21 protein-coding genes, 1 rRNA gene and 1 pseudogene are annotated in these 21,189 nt (G+C 36.9%); 19 read left to right on the top strand and 4 right to left on the bottom strand.

Translation table 11 applies throughout. The features are described 5' to 3' along the window. Positions 1-47: 47 nt before the first annotated feature. The 4 genes and pseudogenes from E0709_RS10985 to E0709_RS10970 all read right to left on the bottom strand — a co-directional run bounded on the left by E0709_RS10985 (position 48) and on the right by E0709_RS10970 (position 3,731). A pseudogene (locus E0709_RS10985) lies at positions 48-1,586 on the bottom strand (type I restriction-modification system subunit M). 43 nt (positions 1,587-1,629) lie between these two features. Continuing rightward, positions 1,630-2,007 carry a SufE family protein gene (locus E0709_RS10980; protein ID WP_132302818.1) on the bottom strand — a complete coding sequence of 126 codons (378 nt, stop codon included), beginning with the start codon at positions 2,005-2,007 and terminating at the stop codon, positions 1,630-1,632. Positions 2,008-2,016: 9 nt separating this feature from the next. Beyond that, the gene (locus tag E0709_RS10975) at positions 2,017-3,213 is read right to left on the bottom strand and encodes a cysteine desulfurase (RefSeq protein WP_132302798.1); all 1,197 of its coding nucleotides are present in this window, start codon (positions 3,211-3,213) and stop codon (positions 2,017-2,019) included. Continuing rightward, entirely contained in the window at positions 3,213-3,731 is a 519-nt protein-coding gene (locus tag E0709_RS10970; RefSeq protein ID WP_132302799.1) for a thermonuclease family protein, read from the bottom strand. The genes E0709_RS10975 and E0709_RS10970 overlap by 1 nt, the downstream gene beginning before the upstream one ends. Positions 3,732-3,842: 111 nt before the next feature. Here E0709_RS10970 and E0709_RS10965 point away from each other — a divergent pair, with 111 nt between their 5' ends. From E0709_RS10965 to E0709_RS10875, 19 genes are all read left to right on the top strand, one after another. Further along, on the top strand, positions 3,843-4,259 hold the full coding sequence (locus E0709_RS10965; protein ID WP_132302800.1) for a CidA/LrgA family protein: 417 nt from the start codon (positions 3,843-3,845) through the stop codon (positions 4,257-4,259). Beyond that, a complete protein-coding gene (locus E0709_RS10960) occupies positions 4,256-4,939 on the top strand; it encodes a CidB/LrgB family autolysis modulator (RefSeq protein WP_132302801.1) in 684 nt (227 codons plus the stop codon). The genes E0709_RS10965 and E0709_RS10960 overlap by 4 nt, the downstream gene beginning before the upstream one ends. Beyond that, positions 4,940-6,286 (top strand): anti-phage deoxyguanosine triphosphatase, encoded by a 1,347-nt coding sequence (locus E0709_RS10955; RefSeq protein ID WP_132302802.1) that lies wholly within the window; start codon positions 4,940-4,942, stop codon positions 6,284-6,286. A gap of 99 nt (positions 6,287-6,385) precedes the next feature. Further along, a complete protein-coding gene (locus E0709_RS10950) occupies positions 6,386-7,498 on the top strand; it encodes a 1-propanol dehydrogenase PduQ (RefSeq protein WP_207905261.1) in 1,113 nt (370 codons plus the stop codon). 4 nt (positions 7,499-7,502) lie between these two features. Next, entirely contained in the window at positions 7,503-8,162 is a 660-nt protein-coding gene (gene pduL / locus E0709_RS10945) for a phosphate propanoyltransferase (RefSeq protein WP_132302803.1), read from the top strand. A gap of 22 nt (positions 8,163-8,184) precedes the next feature. Next, complete coding sequence (locus E0709_RS10940; RefSeq protein ID WP_165867248.1) at positions 8,185-8,856, top strand: flavoprotein; 672 nt, start codon at positions 8,185-8,187, stop codon at positions 8,854-8,856. An 8-nt stretch (positions 8,857-8,864) separates the two neighbouring features. Then, positions 8,865-9,140, top strand: coding sequence for a EutN/CcmL family microcompartment protein (locus tag E0709_RS10935; protein ID WP_132302805.1), 276 nt, complete (start codon positions 8,865-8,867; stop codon positions 9,138-9,140). 20 nt (positions 9,141-9,160) lie between these two features. Next, complete coding sequence (locus tag E0709_RS10930) at positions 9,161-9,664, top strand: GlcG/HbpS family heme-binding protein (RefSeq protein ID WP_132302806.1); 504 nt, start codon at positions 9,161-9,163, stop codon at positions 9,662-9,664. Between the two features lie 298 nt (positions 9,665-9,962). Beyond that, positions 9,963-10,247: a propanediol utilization microcompartment protein PduA gene (gene pduA / locus E0709_RS10925; RefSeq protein WP_132302807.1), complete on the top strand. Its 285-nt coding sequence runs from the start codon at positions 9,963-9,965 to the stop codon at positions 10,245-10,247. Between the two features lie 20 nt (positions 10,248-10,267). Then, positions 10,268-11,047 (top strand): propanediol utilization microcompartment protein PduB, encoded by a 780-nt coding sequence (gene pduB, locus E0709_RS10920; RefSeq protein ID WP_132302808.1) that lies wholly within the window; start codon positions 10,268-10,270, stop codon positions 11,045-11,047. 16 nt (positions 11,048-11,063) lie between these two features. Then, positions 11,064-12,605: an aldehyde dehydrogenase family protein gene (locus E0709_RS10915; RefSeq protein ID WP_132302809.1), complete on the top strand. Its 1,542-nt coding sequence runs from the start codon at positions 11,064-11,066 to the stop codon at positions 12,603-12,605. 8 nt (positions 12,606-12,613) lie between these two features. After that, the gene (locus E0709_RS10910) at positions 12,614-12,913 is read left to right on the top strand and encodes a BMC domain-containing protein (RefSeq protein ID WP_132302810.1); all 300 of its coding nucleotides are present in this window, start codon (positions 12,614-12,616) and stop codon (positions 12,911-12,913) included. An 80-nt stretch (positions 12,914-12,993) separates the two neighbouring features. Beyond that, positions 12,994-15,531 (top strand): glycyl radical diol dehydratase GrpM, encoded by a 2,538-nt coding sequence (gene grpM / locus E0709_RS10905; protein ID WP_132302811.1) that lies wholly within the window; start codon positions 12,994-12,996, stop codon positions 15,529-15,531. Positions 15,532-15,606: 75 nt separating this feature from the next. Then, positions 15,607-16,521, top strand: a complete 915-nt coding sequence (locus E0709_RS10900; RefSeq protein ID WP_132302812.1) for a glycyl-radical enzyme activating protein — start codon at positions 15,607-15,609, stop codon at positions 16,519-16,521. Positions 16,522-16,543: 22 nt separating this feature from the next. Continuing rightward, the gene (locus E0709_RS10895; RefSeq protein ID WP_132302813.1) at positions 16,544-17,797 is read left to right on the top strand and encodes a sensor histidine kinase; all 1,254 of its coding nucleotides are present in this window, start codon (positions 16,544-16,546) and stop codon (positions 17,795-17,797) included. Beyond that, positions 17,790-18,788 carry an AraC family transcriptional regulator gene (locus E0709_RS10890; protein WP_165867249.1) on the top strand — a complete coding sequence of 333 codons (999 nt, stop codon included), beginning with the start codon at positions 17,790-17,792 and terminating at the stop codon, positions 18,786-18,788. The genes E0709_RS10895 and E0709_RS10890 overlap by 8 nt, the downstream gene beginning before the upstream one ends. Positions 18,789-18,915: 127 nt before the next feature. Next, positions 18,916-19,386, top strand: coding sequence for a BMC domain-containing protein (locus E0709_RS12560; protein WP_132302815.1), 471 nt, complete (start codon positions 18,916-18,918; stop codon positions 19,384-19,386). 1 nt (position 19,387) lies between these two features. Then, the gene (locus tag E0709_RS10880) at positions 19,388-20,599 is read left to right on the top strand and encodes an acetate kinase (RefSeq protein ID WP_132302816.1); all 1,212 of its coding nucleotides are present in this window, start codon (positions 19,388-19,390) and stop codon (positions 20,597-20,599) included. Between the two features lie 366 nt (positions 20,600-20,965). Then, positions 20,966-21,189 (top strand): 16S ribosomal RNA (locus E0709_RS10875); the annotation flags it as partial.

The following is a 21,189-nucleotide window of genomic DNA, read 5'->3' as shown; positions in this document are numbered from 1 at the left end:
TTATTATTGCAAATGTGCGGTTATTTTTTACCGCACATTTGCAAATCTTATGCCGCAATTTTCTCCACAATCTCATCAATTTGCTCACGCAAATTATCAATATTCGCCACAATCGTTTTTAATTCGCTATTTAACACCTGAATATCAATTACTTCACGGGTGTCTTTGGCTTCCACATAACTACTTACCGCTAAATTATAGTCATTTTCGGCGATTTTACTGTTATCTACTAATTACGAGAAATGAGCGATGTCTTTTTTCTCATCAAAGGCTTGAATAATTTGGGCAATATGTTCATCCGTTAGTACGTTATTATTGGTTTCTTTTTTAAATAATTCGCTGGCATCAATAAATTGGGTTTTATTTTCCTGCTTGTTTTTGGCTAAAACCAAGATATTCACCGCAATACTTGTGCCAAAAAATAAATTTGGCGCAAGGGAAATGACGGTTTCCACAAAATTATTATCCACCAAATATTGACGGATTTTTTGCTCTGCACCGCCACGATAGAATATTCCAGGAAAGGTTACAATCGCTGCTTTGCCTTTTGGCGATAAATAAGAAAGGGCGTGCATAATAAAGGCAAAATCGGCTTTCGATTTTGGGGCAAGCACAGCCGCAGGGGCAAAGCGTTCATCGTTAATTAAAGTCGGGTCGTCTGAACCTATCCAGTTAATCGAATAAGGCGGATTAGACACAATGGCATCAAAAGGCTTGTCGTCTTTAAATTGTGGATTTAATAGGGTATCGCCCAAGGAAATATCAAAATTATTGTAATTGACGTTGTGCAAAAACATATTCATACGGGCAAGGTTGTAGGTGGTATGATTTATTTCCTGCCCCCAGAAACCGTCTTCAATAATATGGCTATCAAAATGTTTTTTCGCTTGTAAGAGAAGCGAGCCTGAACCACAAGCAGGGTCATAAATTTTATTGACGCTAGTTTGTTTATGTAAGGCAAGTTGTGCAATCAATTTAGATACATTTTGCGGCGTGAAAAATTCACCGCCTGATTTCCCAGCGTTGGCGGCATAATTCGAAATTAAAAACTCGTAGGCATCGCCAAATAAATCAATATGGTTATCTTCAAAATTGCCAAAATTTAAATCTGCCACGCCTTTTAATACAGCGGCGAGTCTTTTATTTTTATCCGCCACCGTATTGCCTAAACGGTTACTGGTAATATCAAAATCGGCAAATAAGCCTTTAATATCTCGTTCGGATTCATAGCCGTTAGCAGAACTTTCAATTTCATCAAAAATTTCAGCCAAATCCATATTTAAATGCGGATTCGTGTTGGCATTTTTCGCCACATTGCAAAATAATTGGCTGGGGTAAATAAAATAGCCTTTGGTTTTAATCGCATCATCTTTTAACGCATCGCTAATTACATCATCAGGCAAGGTAGCGTAATCGGTTTGTTCATCGTTAAAAAAATTAGCGAAGTTTTCACTAATAAAACGGTAGAAAAGCGTGCCGAGGACATATTGTTTAAAATCCCATCCGTCCACAGAGCCACGGACTTCGTTGGCGATTTGCCAAATACGGCGTTGCAGTTCGGCGCGTTGTTGAATGCTTGTCATCATATCTTCCTTAATAGCTTAAAAATAAAGTGAATTTTACCGCAGTTTAGCACAGTTCCTTAATGCTTTGCTCAATTTGTTTCAAGCCGTTTAATCTTGTACTGCTTAATCGTTGAGCGATACCGAGTTCAGTGAAAAATGCTGTTATATCAAAATGTTGTAATTGAATAAGTGGTTTACCATTGAGTGCGTTGATTAAGACATAAAGCAAACCATTCATAATCCGTGCTTCGCTGTAAGCCTGTAGCTGTAAAGTGCGGTCTGAATTTGGTGAGATTTTACACCATAATCTGACTTCGCAGCCTTGAATTTCCATCCATTGGGCGAGTTCGTTTTCTGTGGGTTTGGTTAGGTTTTTACCTGCTTGAATCAGCAAGCGATAGCGTTCTTCCCAGTTTTTAGCTTGTTGAATTTGTTCAATTATTTCCATTTTTTAGTCCAATAATGATAATGCTTTATCTAAGGCAGTAAAAAAGGCTTGTACGTCTTGTTCGGTGTTGTAGGGAGCAAAACTGAGCCGTAATGTGCTAGGCACACCTAAGCGGGCAAGATAAGGCATGGCACAATGCGCGCCTGTGCGTAAAGCGATATTTTGTTCGGCAAGCAAGGTGGCGAGATCAGAACAAGCAATATTTTCAAATACAAAGCTGATCACCGTGCTAGGTTGTGGGGCAGAAAATAAATGACAATTCTGGTAATTGTTTAACCGCACTTCAGTTTGTTTGGCGAGATGTAAAGCGTACTGTTCTGCTTGTTCAAAATCCCATTTTTCTAACCATTCTAATACGGCGTTAAAGCCGATTACGGCGGCGATATTTGGCGTGCCAGCTTCTAAACGATAAGGTAATTCCGCATAGCGAATGTCTTGTTTCGATGCAAAGGCAACCATTTTTCCGCCGTATTGCAGCGGTTGCAGTTTTTCTAAAGCAGATAGTTTGCCACTTAACACGCCTAAGCCGTTCGGTCCGTAAATTTTGTGGGCGGAGAATGCGATAAAATCTGCATCTAATTTTTGTACATCGATTTTGAGATGGCTAATGGCTTGAGCAGCATCGACTAAAATCAATGCGGTGGAAAATTGACGAATTTTTTCAATCAGTTGTTGGACGGGCTGTTGGGTGCCTGTGACGTTAGACACGAAATTTAACGCCACCAATTTTGTACGTGCGTTTAAGGCGGAAACGAGAACCTGTTCGTCAATTAAAAAGTTATCCAGTATTGGCAAAATATGTAATTTTGCACCGCACTTTTTCGCAATAGCGTGCCATGTGACAAAATTGGCGTGGTGATCGGCTTCGCTGATGATAATTTCATCATCAGGTTGAAGATAGGGGATTAAGCCGTTGGCAACAGTATTAATCGCTTGTGTGGTGCCGGATGTCCAAATCACCGCCTGTTCGCTTTCCGCATTGATCAGCTTTTTGACTTGAACGCGAGCTTGCTCATAAAGTGCGGTGTTTTTTTCATCATATTGACTGCGATGAACAGAACCGGCGGATTGATAAAATTCCACTGTGGCATCAATCAACGCTTGTGGTTTTAAAGCAGTGGCAGCGTTGTCTAGATAGATGACGGCGTCTGGTTGATTAAAATAAGGAAATTGTTGACGAAATTGGTGAACGTTAAACATTAGTGCTGTCCTTGTTTGTTATGCTTGTTATGTTGACGTTGAAGCTGACGAAATTTATTAGGTGGTATGGGGTGAGGATCTTTCCATAATCCAATTCGTTGAGCTTGCGCTTGCCGTTGAGCCTGTAAATATTGTGGGTTTTTCATATATTGTGTATAGGCCCATGCCATACCTAGTTGTACCATTTGCATGTTAATATTTTTCCCTTGCGGAGTGTAAATCGTCGCAACGGTACGACCATAGCGGTCATAATCTGAGATTTTAAGTGTGACCTGTGTTTTATGTACTAGTTGGGCTAGGGTTTGTTTCGCGCGATTGCCAAAGGCTTGGGCTTTTTCGGGGGCATCAATCTCGGCTAAACGCACTTTGATTTGTTTTTTATTGCTTAATAGACAGGTTATGCTATCACCATCACTAATACTGACCACACGGCAATTAATCCAGCGTTCTATAGCAAATGTGCTGTTAGAAAACATAAAAACAAAAAGTGCGGTGAATAAAAACGTTATTTTTTTCATATTTTTTGATATAAATTACAAGATAGTGACATTTTACTGAAAAAATCACAAAAGTGAAAAAAATAAGCGTAAAATAAATTTATAAAAATTATTAAAAGAGTTGAAAATGATATGGCAAAAAGAAAAATAATTGAATTGATACGTTCTTTGGCGATTTTATATGCTTTTCTTTGGATTGGGAATGGCATTGTGTATTTGGTTCCCCTTGGTATTCCGGGCAGTATCGTAGGATTATTGTTACTTTTCTTCGGGTTAACTACGCAATTGATAAAAGTAGAATGGATTTTTTTCGGCGCTAATTTGTTGATTCGCTATATGATGGTGCTGTTCGTGCCGATTAGCGTGGGGATTATGCAACATTTTGATGTGCTTATTTCGCAAGCGAAAGCGTTGCTGATTCCAAATATTGTGAGTTCGTTAATTACGTTGGTTATCGTGGGAACCTTGGCGGATTATTTATTTATGCGACATTCTTTTGCTCGTTTACGCAAGAAAGCATTACAACGTAAAATGAAGGATAGACTATGATTTATTTATATTCTTTATTAACTATTGCGAGCTTCTTTTTGGCATTGCAAATTAACAAACGATTAAAGTCGGTGTTGTTAAATACCTTTGTTTTGACGGTATTTATCTTGATTGGTGTATTGTTGCTTGTTAACGTGCCTTACGAACATTATATGGCAGGCAATGCGCCATTAAATAATTTGATGACTGTCAGTATTGTCGCGCTGGCGTTGCCTTTATATGAGCAACTTCGTCAAATTGCTACTTTTTGGAAAAGTATTTTGTTTGTAACGACATTCGCTTCCATAACTGCCATGTTGACGGCAGGAGGACTCGCACTATGGTTGGGGGCAAATCCCGATATTGTGGCAACCGTGATGTCTAAATCGGTCACTATGCCAATTGCAATGGCGATTTCAGGGCATTTAGGTGGTATTCCGGCCATGGCATCCGTAGGTGTTGTAATTGCCGGGGTGCAAGGTGCGGTGGTGGGTTATGTAATTTTGCGTAAGTTGCGTCTAACCAGTTCAGAAGGTATTGGTATTGCGGTAGGAGCAACATCTCACGCCATTGGTACCGCTGCATTAATGGAACATGATGTTAAGGCTTCTACTTATAGTTCAATTGCGTTAGTGTTATGTGGCATTATTAGCTCTATTCTTGCTCCGCTCGTGTTTCATTTATTATATATGGTGGCGTAAATGTTAAAAAATAATCTTAATCCTATTTGGTTAGAACGTCAACTCAATGATAAACCAAGAGAAAAAGATCATCGTCCGCCATTTCGTCGTGATCGTGCTAGAATTTTACATAGTGCGGCATTTCGCTGTTTACAGGCGAAAACGCAAATTCACGCAGTGGGTGAAAATGATTTCTTCCGTACTCGATTGACCCATTCTTTGGAAGTGGCTCAAATTGGCAGTAGTTTGGTTTCACAATTAAAATTGGTAGATACTTATAAAGCTTTAGCCGATCAATTAAACATAGATAAAACTAAGCTACAACAAGAGATTAAATCATTATTGCCAACTGCCGATCTTATCGAAAGCCTGTGTTTTGCCCACGATATTGGACACCCACCATTTGGTCACGGTGGTGAAACTGCTTTAAATTCAATGATGTATGATTCAGGTGGATTTGAAGGCAATGCACAAACTTTCCGTTTATTAACTAAGCTAGAACCTTATACGCCTAATGCGGGTATGAATTTAACACGTAGAACCCTATTGGGCGTGGTAAAATATCCTGCCATTTTAGATGAAACTTCGCCAAAATACACCGCACTTTCTTTTGCAGAACAAGATTTTAGAGCGGTGGACTGGCGACCGGGTAAAGGGATTTTCCGTGATGATTTGCCTGTGTTTGATTGGTTATTGCAGCCATTATCTGAGCAAGATCGGATATTATTTACTTCGCTAAAAAAAGTGCGGGCAGAACCAAGTGAATTTTTGAAAACACGTTTTAAGTCCTTAGATTGTAGCATTATGGAATTGGCTGACGATATTGCTTATGGTGTACATGATTTTGAAGATGCGATTGTTGTCGGCATGATTAACCAAAATCTGTGGCAAATTGCGTTACAAGAATTAAAGGCCTGTTCATCAGAATGGGTTGTCAAAAATATTGATGCTTTAACCACTAAATTATTTTCTGAATACCATTATGAACGAAAAAACGCCATTGGGGCATTGGTGAATTTCTTTATTACCAACGTGCGGTGGAAACTAACGGCAGATTTTGCCGAGCCATTGCTACGTTATAATGCAGAATTACCAACTGAAGTGGAAGATGTTTTAAACGTGTTTAAGGCCTTTGTATTTAAATACGTGATTCGTGATGTGGAAACCCAACGAATTGAATATAAAGGGCAACGCATTTTAACCGAAATGTTCCAAATTTTTGCTAGTGATCCTGAACGCTTGTTACCACGCAATACCGTAAATCGTTGGCTGAAAGCAGAATCAAACGGTAAAAAACGGATTATTTGCGATTATATGGCGGGCATGTCAGATGCTTATGCGTTAAAAGTTTATCGGCAGTTGACGTAAAGAAAAAAATAAAGACAAAAAAATCCTATTCTTTTACAAAATAATTTGTCAGTAATATTAATAATAGTACCTATTGAAGTTTTATTTAGGTGGGTGACTATGATTGATGAATTTAGTGTAAAAACAACTATTTTTAGTGGTAATGAAGCGTTAGCCATATTAAAACGGTATGAGCAACATCGGGTAGCTATTGTTACGGATAATTTTATTGCTCATTCTCCCTTATTATCCCAAGTATTGCATTATTTGGGAACTCAGGTGAAAGTGTTTGATCAGGTTAAACCTGATCCAGATATTCAGATTTTGCAACAAGGTACGGCTTTTTTCAGCGATTTTTCCCCAGAGGTATTTATTGCTTTGGGAGGTGGTTCAGCGCTAGATGCTTGCAAGGGAATTCGAGCGACCTATGCGTTAATTAATAAAGGTGCAAATTTACCTCTCATTGCAATTCCAACAACGAGTGGATCGGGTTCAGAAGTTACATCTTATGCGGTTATTTCCGATGCTGAAAGAAATAGAAAATATCCATTAGTGTCCACGGATTTATTGGCGGATATAGCCATTTTGGATGCTCGTTTAGTTTTATCTGTTCCCAAACCTATTGCAGCGGACACGGGAATGGATGTGTTAACTCATTCTATTGAAGCTATTGTTTCAACCAACGCGAATGATTTTAGTGATGCTTTAGCAGAAAAAGCCATTAAATTAGTCGCAACCTATTTGCCGCAAGTCTATAAAACCCCGGATAATCTATTGGCTCGAGAGAAAGTTCATAACGCCTCTTGTATGGCAGGTATGGCATTTACCTCTTCAGGATTAGGATTGGTGCATGGCATGGCTCATACTTTAGGGGCATTATTTCATATTCCCCATGGCAAAATTAACGCCATGCTGTTGCCTATTATTATTGAATTTAATGCGGATCGAAATGAAGCTATTCAAGCTCGTTATCTTATTTGTGCTAAAGGAATGGGAATTAATACCAATAATCCTTTAGTTGGGGTGAAAGAATTGATTGAATGTATTCGTCAATTAAATAAAAGTTTTTCAATGCCTGCATCTTTACGAGAGTTAGGTGTCGATCTCTCGCTATTACAGAAGGATAATCAAGCCACTATTGCAGCGATTTTGCAAGATGGTTGTACACCAACCAATCCTCGAGCAGTAACAGCAAAAGATATTGAATTTTTATTAAAACGTATTATGGGGTAAAAATATGAATTTAACACAAGCAAAACAGCTGGCTGATCAACTATTAACAAATTTAAATACTCCTGCATCTTCTGCGTTTGGAAGACAAGCTAAACTACGAGTGCCAATTGGTGTGTCTAATCGCCATGTTCACTTGAGTCGAGAAGACATGGATATTTTATTTGGTCAAGGTACAGAATTAACACGTTTAAGAGCAGTGAAACAACCGGGGCAATTTGCCGCTAAGGAAATGGTGACGATAAAAGGACCTAAAGGGGAGATTCAAAAAGTTCGAGTATTGGGACCTTTACGTAAAGAAACGCAAATTGAAATTTCGGTGGGAGATAATTATGTATTAGGCATCCAGGCACCGATTTGTATGTCTGGAGAATTGGCGAATGCCGAATCTTTGGAAATTATTGGTCCACAAGGTTCGGTGAAAAAAGATCGTTGTGCTATTGTTGCTTGGCGGCATATTCATATGTCTCCTGATCTTGCTTTGCAATATGATATAAAAGACGAACAGAAAGTTTCTGTTGCGGTATCAGGTAACCGTGGTGGAGTGTTAGACAATGTGATTGTACGAGTGAGTCCAGCCTTTGTCCTTGAAATGCACATTGATGTAGAAGAGGCAAATGCTTTAGGATTAGCGAATGATGCGTTGGTAACCGTGATGTCTAACTAAAGATAAAATGTGCGGTGAAAAAATGGAAAATTATCAACTTTCTTTATTGATTGAACAGGTAATTGAGGAATTGAATAAAAAAAATTCCATGATGAAATTAGCCGTGTTGTTTACCGGCAAGGAATGTCCAGATTATTTAGCGATTTTTGCACAGTTGCAAAAAATTCCTGCTAATTATCGCCTTGTTGTTTGTTGCTCTGAATCTGCGAAAAATTCTTTTGAAAAATATAAGAAGATCATAATTGAAAATTTACCGAATGTAGAATTTAGTTCAGATTTGAATGATTGTACCGCATTGATTCTGCCAGAGTTATCGTTAAATAGTTTAGCTAAAATTAGTTTAGGTTTGGCGGATAATATTGCTTCTCAATGGGTACAGGAATATTTGTTATCCAGAAAACAGGTGATTGTTACATTAGATTATATGGCTTGTTTAACATCAGGCTATCAAAACTTAGGTGAATATTATCGTAAAGCGCTGTTGGGGTTGAATGTTATTGTGTCGGCAATAACGCAGCTTGCAAGACATTTTCAAACAAATTTAGATCGTAGGTTGGATAAGACGATTATTCAATTTGCAGATGTTCGATATTTGGTCAAAGAGCAAGTTTTATCTATTCCTAATGCAAGCTTGATCACGCCATCAGCAAAAGATTGGCTAAGTAAACAGCATATCAAAATAATTCGTTATTAGGAGAATTTATGTATTTGGCAAAGGTTATCGGTACAGTTGTTTCGACAACTAAAGATCCTTCTTTAGGAGGAATGAAATTATTAATGATTTCTCGATTAGATCTTAGTTTAGAGTTAGTTGGGTCATCCGAAGTCGCCGTGGACACTGTTGGTGCGGGAATCGGTGAAATTGTTATTGTTTCAAACGGGAGTTCAGCACGTTTTGCGCAACAGAATAAAGATTATTCTGTTATTGATGCGGCGATTGTTGGTATTGTGGATTCTACTGAATTTGTGCATGAATAGATCTTAATCAAGGGGAATTGATGAACAACATAAATATAATGAGTTTGGAACAAACTATTTTACAAAGTATTGAGCGAGTTCAATCTGAACAGCATAATAGAATGTTAACTTTTGATGAAATGGTATTGCTTGCAACCAATGTCGAGAAAACGGCGCAAGAAATGGGGATTGATGTTGTTTTTTCTCTTGTGGATAAAAATGGATTGCAACGTTTTTATTTTGCGATGCCAAATACTTTGCTGGTTAGCCATCAGCTCGCTTTTCAGAAAGCATATACAGCGATTGCAATGAAAATGCCAACTCATCAACTTAATGCGATGCTACAACCACACGCAGATCTTTATTTACTTAGTCAAAATAATCCTAATATAACAGGAATTGGTGGTGGATTTCTGTGTAAACGAAATGGTTCTATTGTGGCTGGACTTGGCGTAAGTGGTGGTAGTGTAGAGCAAGATATGGCGATATTACGTAAAGCTGTAGAAAAATTCTGTTTGGGTAACTATTTTATAACTATTGATTGATATGATAGTTTGATGTTCTTCTTTCTCAAGAAATATTTCTTTCCCTTTCTTATTCTTTTCTATTTAAAACCATCAAATTCACATTTTATTAAGATATTGTTTTGGGGTTTTCTGGTGTCAATTTATGACGTATTTTTTGATTGGGATAGTACTTTTTTGACATTTGATTTCTATCTTTAGCAAAAAATCCCCCTTCTCTGTCAAGATATTTTTTATTGCTTTTTTTAATATAAATGCCAACAAAAGACATATTCTGTTTTTTGTTAATTTATTAATAACATCTAGTAAGGAGCTCGTTATGCAACAAGAAGCATTAGGTATGGTTGAAACAAAAGGTCTAGTCGCAGCAATTGAAGCAGCAGATACCATGGTTAAATCAGCAAATGTTAATTTAGTTGGTTATGAAAAAATTGGTTCAGGTTTAATTACAGTGATGGTTCGTGGCGATGTTGGTGCAGTAAAAGCTGCAACAGACGCTGGTTCTTCTGCCGCAAGTAAAGTGGGTGAAGTAGTATCTATTCATGTTATTCCTCGTCCACATACTGAAGTTGAAAAAATTCTGCCAACAAGTCTAAAACCTTAAGCAAATAAAGGAGGAGCAAAATGACAAATCATCTTGTAGAAAAAATTGTATCAGAAGTGATAAATCGACAATCATCGAAAGATAATTGCTCCTCTTCTTGTGTAGAGGGTTGCGGTTTGACAGAGTTTGTCGGTACAGGAATTGGTCAAACAATTGGTTTAGTTGTCGCTAATGTGGATAACCAACTTCATGAACTACTTGAAGTGGATAAGAAATATCGTTCTATTGGTATTTTGGGGGCAAGAACAGGGGCTGGACCTCATATTTTTGCCGCAGATGAAGCCGTCAAAGCAACGAACAGTGAAATTTTAAAAATTGAACTTGCTCGAGATACAAATGGCGGTGGTGGTCATGGCTGTTTAATTTTATTTGGTGCAGAAGATGTTTCTGATGCCAGACGAGCTGTGGAAGTGGCATTAGCAGAATTGGAACGCACTTTTGGTGATGTCTATGGAACGCCTGCTGGTCATTTAGAATTTCAATATACAGCTCGTGCCAGCTATGCGTTAAATAAAGCATTTGGGGCACCGATTGGTAAATCCTTTGGTATTACCGTGGGATGTCCAGCCGCAATTGGTGTGTTAATGGCGGATACCGCAGCAAAATCAGCGATTGTTGATGCGATTAGTTACTCAAGTCCTGCCAAAGGTACAAGTTTTAGTAATGAAGTGATTTTTACTTTTTCTGGTGATTCAGGTGCAGTGAGACAAGCTGTACAAGCAGCTCGAGAAGTCGGCATGCAACTACTTTCAACGCTTGATCCAGCTGAAGTGAAATCTACCACAGTACCGTACATTTAGGTATTAAGGGGGAATAATGAATGATGTAGAGATTAGCCAAGCTGTTTCTGCGGTGCTCAGTAAATATGGTGTACAGCCAGAACAGGAAAAAAGTACCACAAACTCAGTGGTGACAGCAACAGTGAAAGAAACGTTTCCGGCTAATTTAATTAATCAGGTTGTAGAGAGTTGTTTAGCTGAAAAAAATGTTTCAGCTTCACAGCTAGTTACTGAAAGTAAACAAAATCATGTTCAATCTGTGAAGGGAATATTTAGCAGTATGAATGATGCTGTGGAAGCGGCTTGGGTTGCTCAACGTCAATATTCTCTTTGTTCGATGAAGGATCGTGCAAATTTTATTGCTGGTATTCGTGAAGTGTTTCAGACAGAAACTATTTTGGCAGAAATTTCAAAATTAGCGGTGGAAGAAACTGGAATGGGATGCTACGAGCATAAATTAATTAAAAATCGCGTGGCAGCAACGAAATCTCCAGGTATTGAAGATTTAGCCACACAAGCCTTATCTGGTGATCAGGGGTTAACGCTAATTGAGCTTTCTGCTTATGGTGTTATTGGGTCGATTACTCCAACCACGAACCCAACAGAAACTATTATTTGTAACTCTATTGGTATGTTGGCAGCAGGAAATTCTGTGGTATTCAGTCCACATCCACGTTCTCGTAAGGTTTCGTTATTAGCCGTGAAATATATTAACGAAAAATTAGCAGAGCTTGGTGCGCCTGATAATTTGGTGGTAACAGTCGATCAACCTTCTATTGAAAATACCAATGCGTTAATGGTGCATCCGAAAGTCAGAATGTTGGTTGCAACCGGCGGACCATCCATTGTTCGTTCTGTGATGTCGAGTGGTAAAAAAGCAATTGGTGCCGGCGCAGGCAATCCCCCCGTTGTTGTGGATGAAACTGCAGATATTGAAAAAGCAGCCAAAGATATCGTGAATGGCTGTAGTTTCGATAATAATTTACCTTGTATTGCGGAAAAAGAACTCATTGTCGTGAATACTGTCGCGGATTGTTTGGTTCGTCATATGCAAAATAATGGTGCTTATTTGTTATCTGAACAAACGAAGATTCAGCTTTTACAAAATGTGGTTTTGAATGATAAAAAATCTGGACCGAATACAGGTTGTGTAGGTAAAAGTGCGGTATATCTTTTGGAAAAAATTGGTATTTCTGCACCGAATGGCACGAAAATTATTTTAGTTGAAACAGATAAAAAACATTCATTTGTACAACATGAATTAATGATGCCGATTCTTCCGTTGATTCGTGTAGATAATGTGGATGAAGCCATTGATCTTGCTGTTGAAGTAGAGCATGGTAATCGACACACTGCCATTATGCACTCTACCAATGTGGAGAAATTAACCAAAATGGCAAAATTAATTCAAACGACGATATTTGTTAAAAATGGACCATCTTATGCGGGTATCGGTGTCGGAGGAGAGGGTTTTGCTACCTTTACTATTGCAGGACCAACTGGTGAAGGACTGACTTCTGCACGTTCTTTTGCTAGACAACGCCGCTGTACCATGGTTGAGTCGTTGAATATTCGTTAGGGGAATTTATGAAAAGACGGATTATCAATGCACCAAGCCAAGATGTGATTCGTATGATGAGAAAACATATGTCAACAGATGGTAGAGCAATGTTAGAGAATTGTGATATTCATTCTGTTGCGTTGATGATGCTGTCTATTCCTGAACTTTACTATTATGCAGACATTGCAACGAAAAATGCCAATGTTGTTGTAACTGAAATTTTTGGTACTTGTCCACAACATGTTACGACGTTGGCGATATGGGGGGAAGTGGCTGCCGTTCGAACAGCAGTAGAGGCGATAGAAGAAGCAGAGAATATGGAATAAATCATTTGAACTGAATAAAGATAACACTGAACAATTATGTTGTCGGTGTAGGATAATGAATACATGCTAGGAGCAATATTATGATCGAAAAAGGTTTCTCTAATCCAACTCAACGAGTTGTGAGATTAAAAAATCAAATTATTAATGCTAAACCTCACGTTGAATCTGAACGTGCTGTTTTGGCAACAGAAGCGTACAAAGAAACGGAAGGTTTGCCTGCCATTTTACGTCGAGCCAAAGTCGCAGAAAAAATCTTTAATAACTTACCTGTGACAATTCGTGAAGATGAATTAGTTGTGGGTGCTATCACTAAACATCCACGTTCTACAGAAATCTGCCCAGAATTTTCATTCGCTTGGGTTGAAAAAGAATTTGATACTATGGCGCATCGTTTGGCGGATCCATTTGTGATTCCTAAAGAAACGGCACAAGAATTACATGATGCTTTCCTTTATTGGCCAGGTAAAACAACAAGTGATTTAGCTGAGGCATATATGTCTCAAGAAACCAAAGATTGTATTGCAAATAGCGTCTTTACAGTGGGTAACTATTTTTATGGTGGGGTAGGGCATGTTAGTGTTGACTATGGCAAAATCCTAAAAATTGGTTTCCAGGGGGTTATTGATGAAGTTTCTGCAGCATCAGCAAGATTAAATCGTAATGATCCTGAATTTATCAAAAAACAACAATTCTATAATGCGGTTATGATCAGTTATCGTGCAGCAATTAACTTTGCTCATCGTTATGCAGATCATGCGGAAGCCTTAGCAAGTCGAGAAAATAATCCAACTCGCCGAGCAGAATTACAACAAATTGCTAAAAATTGCCGTAGAGTACCAGAACATGGTGCAACGAATTTCTGGGAAGCATGCCAATCGTTTTGGTTTATTCATTGTTTATTGCAAATTGAATCAAGTGGTCATTCTATTTCTCCGGGACGTTTTGACCAGTATATGTATCCTTATTTGCAAATGGATACCAGTATCAGTAAAGAATTTGCACAAGAACTAGTCGATTGTTGTTGGATTAAACTTAATGATGTCAATAAAACACGTGATGAAGTTTCAGCTCAAGCCTTTGCTGGTTATGCGGTGTTCCAAAATTTATGCGTTGGTGGTCAAACTGAAGATGGGTTAGATGCGACGAATGAATTAAGTTATATGTGTATGGAAGCAACAGCTCATGTACGTTTACCGCAACCATCATTTTCTATTCGAGTATGGCAAGGTACACCTGAAGAATTTTTATATCGTGCTTGTGAAGTGGTACGTTTAGGTTTGGGTGTTCCTGCGATGTATAATGATGAAGTGATTATTCCTGCCTTGCAAAACCGTGGTGTAGCACTAAAAGATGCACGTGATTATTGTATTATTGGTTGTGTTGAACCTCAAGCACCACATCGTACTGAAGGTTGGCATGATGCGGCGTTCTTTAATGTAGCTAAAATATTAGATATTACCTTAAATAATGGTCAAGTTAATGGCAAACAACTAGGACCGGTTACAGGAGATTTGACATCTTTCCGTAATATTGAAGATTTCTTTACTGCATTTGAAAGACAAATGTCATTCTTTGTCCGTAATCTTGCTGAGGCTTGTAACTGTGTAGATATTGCTCATGGTGAACGTTGTCCATTACCGTTCCTTTCTGCCATGGTTGATGACTGTATTGGACGTGGTAAATCTTTACAAGAAGGTGGTGCTATCTATAACTTTACTGGCCCACAAGCGTTTGGGGTTGCAGATACTGGGGACTCAGTGTATGCCATTCAAAAACAAGTATTTGAAGACGGTAAATTAACGCTTGATGAGCTAAAATCTGCACTTCATGATAATTTTGGTTATCCAGTTGGCAGTAATCTACACTCAGTAACCAATGCATCAATTAGTGAACAAGATGTTTATAATGCAGTGCAACAGGTCATGTCGCAAGGTGGAAATTTAAATGCGGATGCAATTAAAAATGAAGTCTATCGTTTACTTTCTTCTTATACGGCACAAGCAAGTAGCAATCCAAGATATCAAGAAATTAAACGTATTCTTGAAAGTACCCCTTGTTTTGGTAATGATATTGATGCGGTAGATATGGTGGCTCGTCGTTGTGCATTGGTTTATTGTAAAGAAGTGGAAAAATATAAAAATCCACGTGGTGGGCAATTCCAAGCAGGTATTTATCCTGTGTCAGCAAACGTATTATTTGGTAAAGATGTTGGTGCATTACCTGATGGACGTTTAGCAAAAGAACCTTTAGCGGATGGTGTTTCACCACGTCAAGGTAAAGATACATTAGGTCCAACAGCCGCAGCCAATTCAGTGTCTAAATTAGACCATTTTATTGCCTCAAATGGAACGCTATATAATCAAAAATTCTTACCATCATCACTTGCTGGTGAAACGGGATTAAGAAACTTTAGCGGTATGGTACGTTCTTATTTTGACCGTAAAGGTATGCACGTTCAGTTTAATGTAATTGATCGGGATACCTTAATTAAAGCACAAAAAAATCCTGAACAATATCAAGATCTTGTGGTTCGTGTTGCAGGGTATAGTGCTCAATTTGTGGTATTAGCAAAAGAAGTTCAAGACGATATTATTAGTCGAACAGAACAACACTTCTAATTTAAATAAAAAAGGACAGGTTTATTTACCTGTCCTTTATCGCTCTAATGTATGTTGATGGGGGAATGATAGATTATGGTGAATTATGATGCTGCGGGTGTGATTTTTAATATTCAACGCTATTCTTTACATGACGGTCCCGGGATTAGAACGATTCCTTTTTTCAAAGGTTGTCCGTTAGCTTGTAAATGGTGTAGTAATCCTGAGTCTCAAAAACCGAATCCAGAATTGATGTTTCAACCGGATAAGTGTGTACATTGTGGGAAGTGTATTGAAACTTGTCAATATTCAGCGATTTCTCATAGTAATCCTTTTTTTGTTGATCATGACCGTTGTGTTGATTGTGGAGCATGTGCGGAAGTTTGTCCGACTTCTGCACTTTTCATGAAAGGTAAACGTGTAACCGTCAAAGAAGTGATTCAAGAATTACAAAAAGATGAAAGCACCTATCGTCGTTCAGGAGGAGGCATTACGCTTTCAGGAGGCGAAGCACTTTCTCAACCTGAATTTGCTACAGAATTACTTAAAGCCTGCAAATCTAAAGGTTGGCATACGGCAATCGAAACCACTGGATTAGCGTCAAAAGAAGTGATTGAGTCAGTTTTTCCTTTTGTCGATCTTGCTTTGGTTGATATTAAAGTGATTAATCCTCAAGTGCATAGAGAAAATACTGGAGTGGATAACCGATTAATCCTTGAGAATGTAATTAGGATTTCTTACATCACGGAGACTATTGTTAGAATCCCCGTCATTATTGGCGTCAATAATGATTTGCAATCAATTCGAGCTATTGCTGAATTTACCCAATTAATGCATAATGTGAAAGCTATTCATTTACTTCCTTATCATAATTATGGGGAAAATAAATATGCCTTATTAGGGCGAATTTACCCGATGAAATCTCACCCGGATTCAATAGATACGATAACAATGAATAGCTTAAAGATAGAAGTCGAGAAATTGGGTATTCCATGTCAAATAGGTGGCTAACAAAGTAAAAGGAGCTATATTCATGACAACGAAGTTTCATCTTAGCGAATTGCTTGATCTTAACCAATTAAAAGTCATACAAAATATGTTTAGTAAAGCAATAGGGGTGGCATTAGTCTTCGTTGATCCAAATGGAGTGCCTGTAATTGAACCAAGTGGTTTTAGTGATTTTTGTAGAATTTGCCGAGAATCTCCAATATTTGCTAATCAATGCTTTCAATGTGATAAAGCTGGTGGACTTGCTGCTATGAGAGCTAATAAACCCGTTGTTTATCGTTGTAATTGTGGATTTGTTGAATTTGCAGTTCCTTTGATTGTAAATGAAGAATATTTGGGTGCATTTATTTCAGGGCAGATTAGAGTAGAGGGTAACCGAGAAGAAGATATTCCTTATATTGTAGATCATTCTGAAGAATGGAAAAATAACCCTAATTTATTAAAAGCTTATTATAAAGTAAATACCATTCCTTACGAACGTTTTGAGTCTTCAGCCTATCTTTTATTTAATATTACTCGTAGTCTTGCAGAGAAAAATTATTTAAATATCATGCAAAATACGCTACATTCACAAACGTTACAATTAGAAACAGAAAAACGAACCAGAGCAGAATTAGAAAAATCATTAAGTGAAGCTGAATACAAAGCACTTTCTTATCAGATTAATCCGCACTTTTTATTTAATGTTCTCAATACAATTGGTCGTCTTGCATTATTAGAAAATGCAATGGAAACAGAAAATATGGTTTATCAGTTTTCTGATATGATGCGATATATCCTTAAGAAAAGGAAAAATAATCGCATTACTATAGGGACGGAACTCAATTTAATAGAAAATTATATTTCTATTCAAAAACTTCGTTTGGCAGATCGTTTTGATTATAAGATTGATGTTGATAAAAAATATTTAGATATTGAATGTCCTTTTTTGATTTGGCAACCTATTGTTGAAAATTTCTTTAAATATGTGGCTGAATTAAAAGAGAAAAGTAGCTTTATTAGTATTACAGCTTATGAAGAACAACAAGATTTATGTATTAAATTTGCTGATAATGGAGATGGAATTCCAACAGAAGTGATCGCTAATATTTATAATAATTCATTAACTGATGATGATTATAAGGTTAACAGTGTTGGATTGAAAAATATTCATCATCGTTTGAAATTATCATTTGGAAGTGATTATGGTTTAATTATTCAAAGTAAACAAGAACCCAACATGGGAACAACCATTATTTTGAAAATACCGATGGCAGTTAATGAGGCAAGTTATGTATAATATATTAATTGTTGAAGATGAACAATTGGAGATGGCTGCGCTAACTAAGATTGTAAGTGAACATATTGTAGATGCTGAGATTTATACTGCCAGTACGGGTCGAAAAGCTATCAATTGGATAGATTCGATTACGGAACTTGATTTGTTATTGGTTGATTTAAACATTCCATTGCCTAATGGACTTGATGTGATTCGTTATTTACGAGAAAAAAATCTTAAGACTAAAGTGATTGTTCTGACAGCTAATGATGATATTAATATGGCTTGTAATATGTTTGGATTACAAGTTAATAATTACTTATTGAAACCTATTCGAACATCTAAATTACTAGAGGTTTTAAAAACAACGCTTTCTATAGATAGCGAGAAAGAAGAACGATTTGAGGAAAATAAGCAAGAAATGCTCACTTTTCTTGAGAATTTTGAATATGTAAAATGGATTGAAAGAATAACTCAAAATTTGTTGGAAGATAAATCCGTGAATCATTCGAAAGATCTCCTGAATACAGTTATTCGATTAAAAGGATTAGAGTTAGAAAAATCTGCTAAGTATAATCAACAGTTAAGTATCATGAAATATGATCGAAAAAATTTTTATAACATACTCCGCACTTTGATTAATATGAGTAATGATATTTTTGATCTTTTACATCGGAAAAACTTGGTTAAAGTCGAACCTATATTGAGAGCGCAATATCATATTGAACGTCATATTTTTGATGAACTTAAGTTAGATGATGTTGCTGATCATACATTCATCAGTTCTTCTTATTTAAGTCGATTGTATAGAAAATACTTTGGTATTGGTTTCTCTCAATATATCATTGAGAGAAAAATGGCATTGGCAAAGATATTGTTACGTTATTCTGATTTGCAAATAAACCAAATTTCAATTGAATTATCCTACAATGATTTGAATTATTTCTGTCGATTATTTAAAAAGGTGACAGGAAAAACTCCCTCCGAATATCGCTTGACTGAAGATAGCTAAATACATAACTAGATTATTTTGTTCATACTGGTTTAAAGAGAACAAAATAATTACGATTAATAACAAAAAACGAATTTTTTGTTCTTTTATACTCTCACTATCTAGAGAAGTCTTTTAGGAGAAGAGTATGAATACACAAAGCTTAGGATTAATCGAGGTCATTGGGCTATCTAATGCCATAGAAGCTGCGGATGCAGGAGTAAAATCAGCTAATGTTACTTTGTTAGGTTATGAGCTTACAAATGGTTCAGGTCTTGTTTTAGTGAAGTTTATTGGTGAGATTAGCGAGGTCCAAACGGCCGTTGATGCGGCGATTAATGCGGTAGAACAGAAAAATGGAAAAGTCCATGCTTATAAAACAATTGCTCGTTTAAGTAATGGTATAGAATCTTTACTTATACAGGTGCAACCACTAGTTAAAAAAGAAAACAAAGAAAATATAACAACACGTTCAATTAATATTCCTATTCATAACATTACAGAAGTGGTTGATGAAACTTCTTGTTGTAGTGGCGATTCTTGTCTTGATATTATTGAAAGACAAGAAGTTGTAAAACCAAATTCAGTTAAATCAAAAACTAAAAAAGTAGGAAAATAAAATGCCTAAAAATAATATTTTAGTTTTGAATAGCGGTAGTTCATCTCTTAAGTTTTCTATTATTAATTTAGACGAAAAAAAAGAGTATCTATCGGGTTTAGCTGAATGTTTGAATACTAATGAAAGCCGTATAAAATGGGCATTAGGGGGTGTAAAATATACTGAAAATTTACCCAATGCAAATCATGAGACAACGATTAAGTTTTTTACATCACATATCCTAGCGAATGAAATGTCCCTTCTTTCTAGTATAAAAGCGATTGGACATCGTGTTGCACATGGTGGCGAAAAATATGTGGAAGAAGTATTAATTAATGATGAAGTTATAGATGAAATTAATAAAGTGAGTTGTTTCGCACCATTGCATAATCCTGCCAACTTAGTGGGGATTAAAGCTGCAATGAAAAGTTTTCCTGATTTAAAAAATAAGAATGTAGCTGTTTTTGACACTTCTTTTCATACGACTTTACCTAAATCTGCCTATCTTTATGCATTACCCATAGAGCTTTATCAAAAATATGGCATTAGACGTTATGGTTTTCATGGCATCAGTCACTACTATGTCATGCAACAAGCAAGTATTTGCTTAGGAAAAGATCCAGAACAACTTAATCTCATTACTTGTCATCTTGGTAACGGTTGCTCGGTTACAGCGATAAAAAATGGATTATCAGTAGATACATCTATGGGATTCACGCCTAATGAAGGATTAATGATGGGAACGAGAACGGGAGATTTAGATGCTAATATTTTGTTATATTTACAGGAAAATTTAGGGCTTTCACCTAATGAAGTGAGCCAAATGATTAATAAACAATCGGGTATTTTAGGTCTAACTCAGATTACCAATGATTTTCGTTACCTTGCAGAACATCAATCTGAAGAAGAAATTGGGGTAACACTTGATATTTTTGTTCATAAACTCGCCAAATATATTGGTGGTTATAGTACTTTATTAGATGGGAAACTTGATGCTATAGTATTTACAGGAGGTATAGGTGAAAATAGTGCTTTATTACGAGAAAAAGTATTAAACAAACTGTCTATATTGGGATTCGAAGTAGATGTAGAAGCCAACAATTCCATGGTAGGACAAAAAATGGGTGTCATTACTAGAGATGATGCTGAACGTAAGGCTTTAGTTATTCCTACCAATGAAGAGTTAGTTATTGCTCAAAAAACAGATCAATTGATTAATAGATATATTATTTAGTAGTGTTGTTTAAGTGACTTGGTTGAGTTTTAATCAGAAAGCTCTGTTTTAGAAATTTTTTTACAAAAAACACTTGCAAAGGATTGCCAGATCTCTATAATACGCTCCACACAACGACGCACAGTTGTGAAAACATAAACTTTCTAACGTGCGTCGTTTTATTTTCGCTTTAAAATAGTAATATGGAAAAGCAAAATCGTTCTTTAAAAATTTATCAGACAATCTGTGTGGGCACTTGTTGATTGATTTCGGTTTAAAAAATTTTAAAAACTTGAAGTCTTAATAGGTGCTTAACTTAGAAATTCATTAACTTTCTTTTTAGAAAGTAAGATTTAGAAGCAAGCAGTTTATTGAGCGATTGAACTTGAATTGAAGAGTTTGATCATGGCTCAGATTGAACGCTGGCGGCAGGCTTAACACATGCAAGTCGAACGGTAGCAGGAAGCGCTTGCGCTTTGCTGACGAGTGGCGGACGGGTGAGTAATGCTTGGGAATCTGGCTTATGGAGGGGGATAACTACGGGAAACTGTAGCTAATACCGCGTAATATCTTCGGATTAAAGTATGGGATCGCAAGACCATATGCCATAA

Origin of the sequence: Lonepinella koalarum, from assembly GCF_004565475.1 — a bacterium.
Lineage (GTDB): Bacteria > Pseudomonadota > Gammaproteobacteria > Enterobacterales > Pasteurellaceae > Lonepinella > Lonepinella koalarum.
The sequence above is the reverse complement of the archived record's forward strand: the minus strand, read 5'-3'. Positions and strand labels throughout refer to the sequence as shown.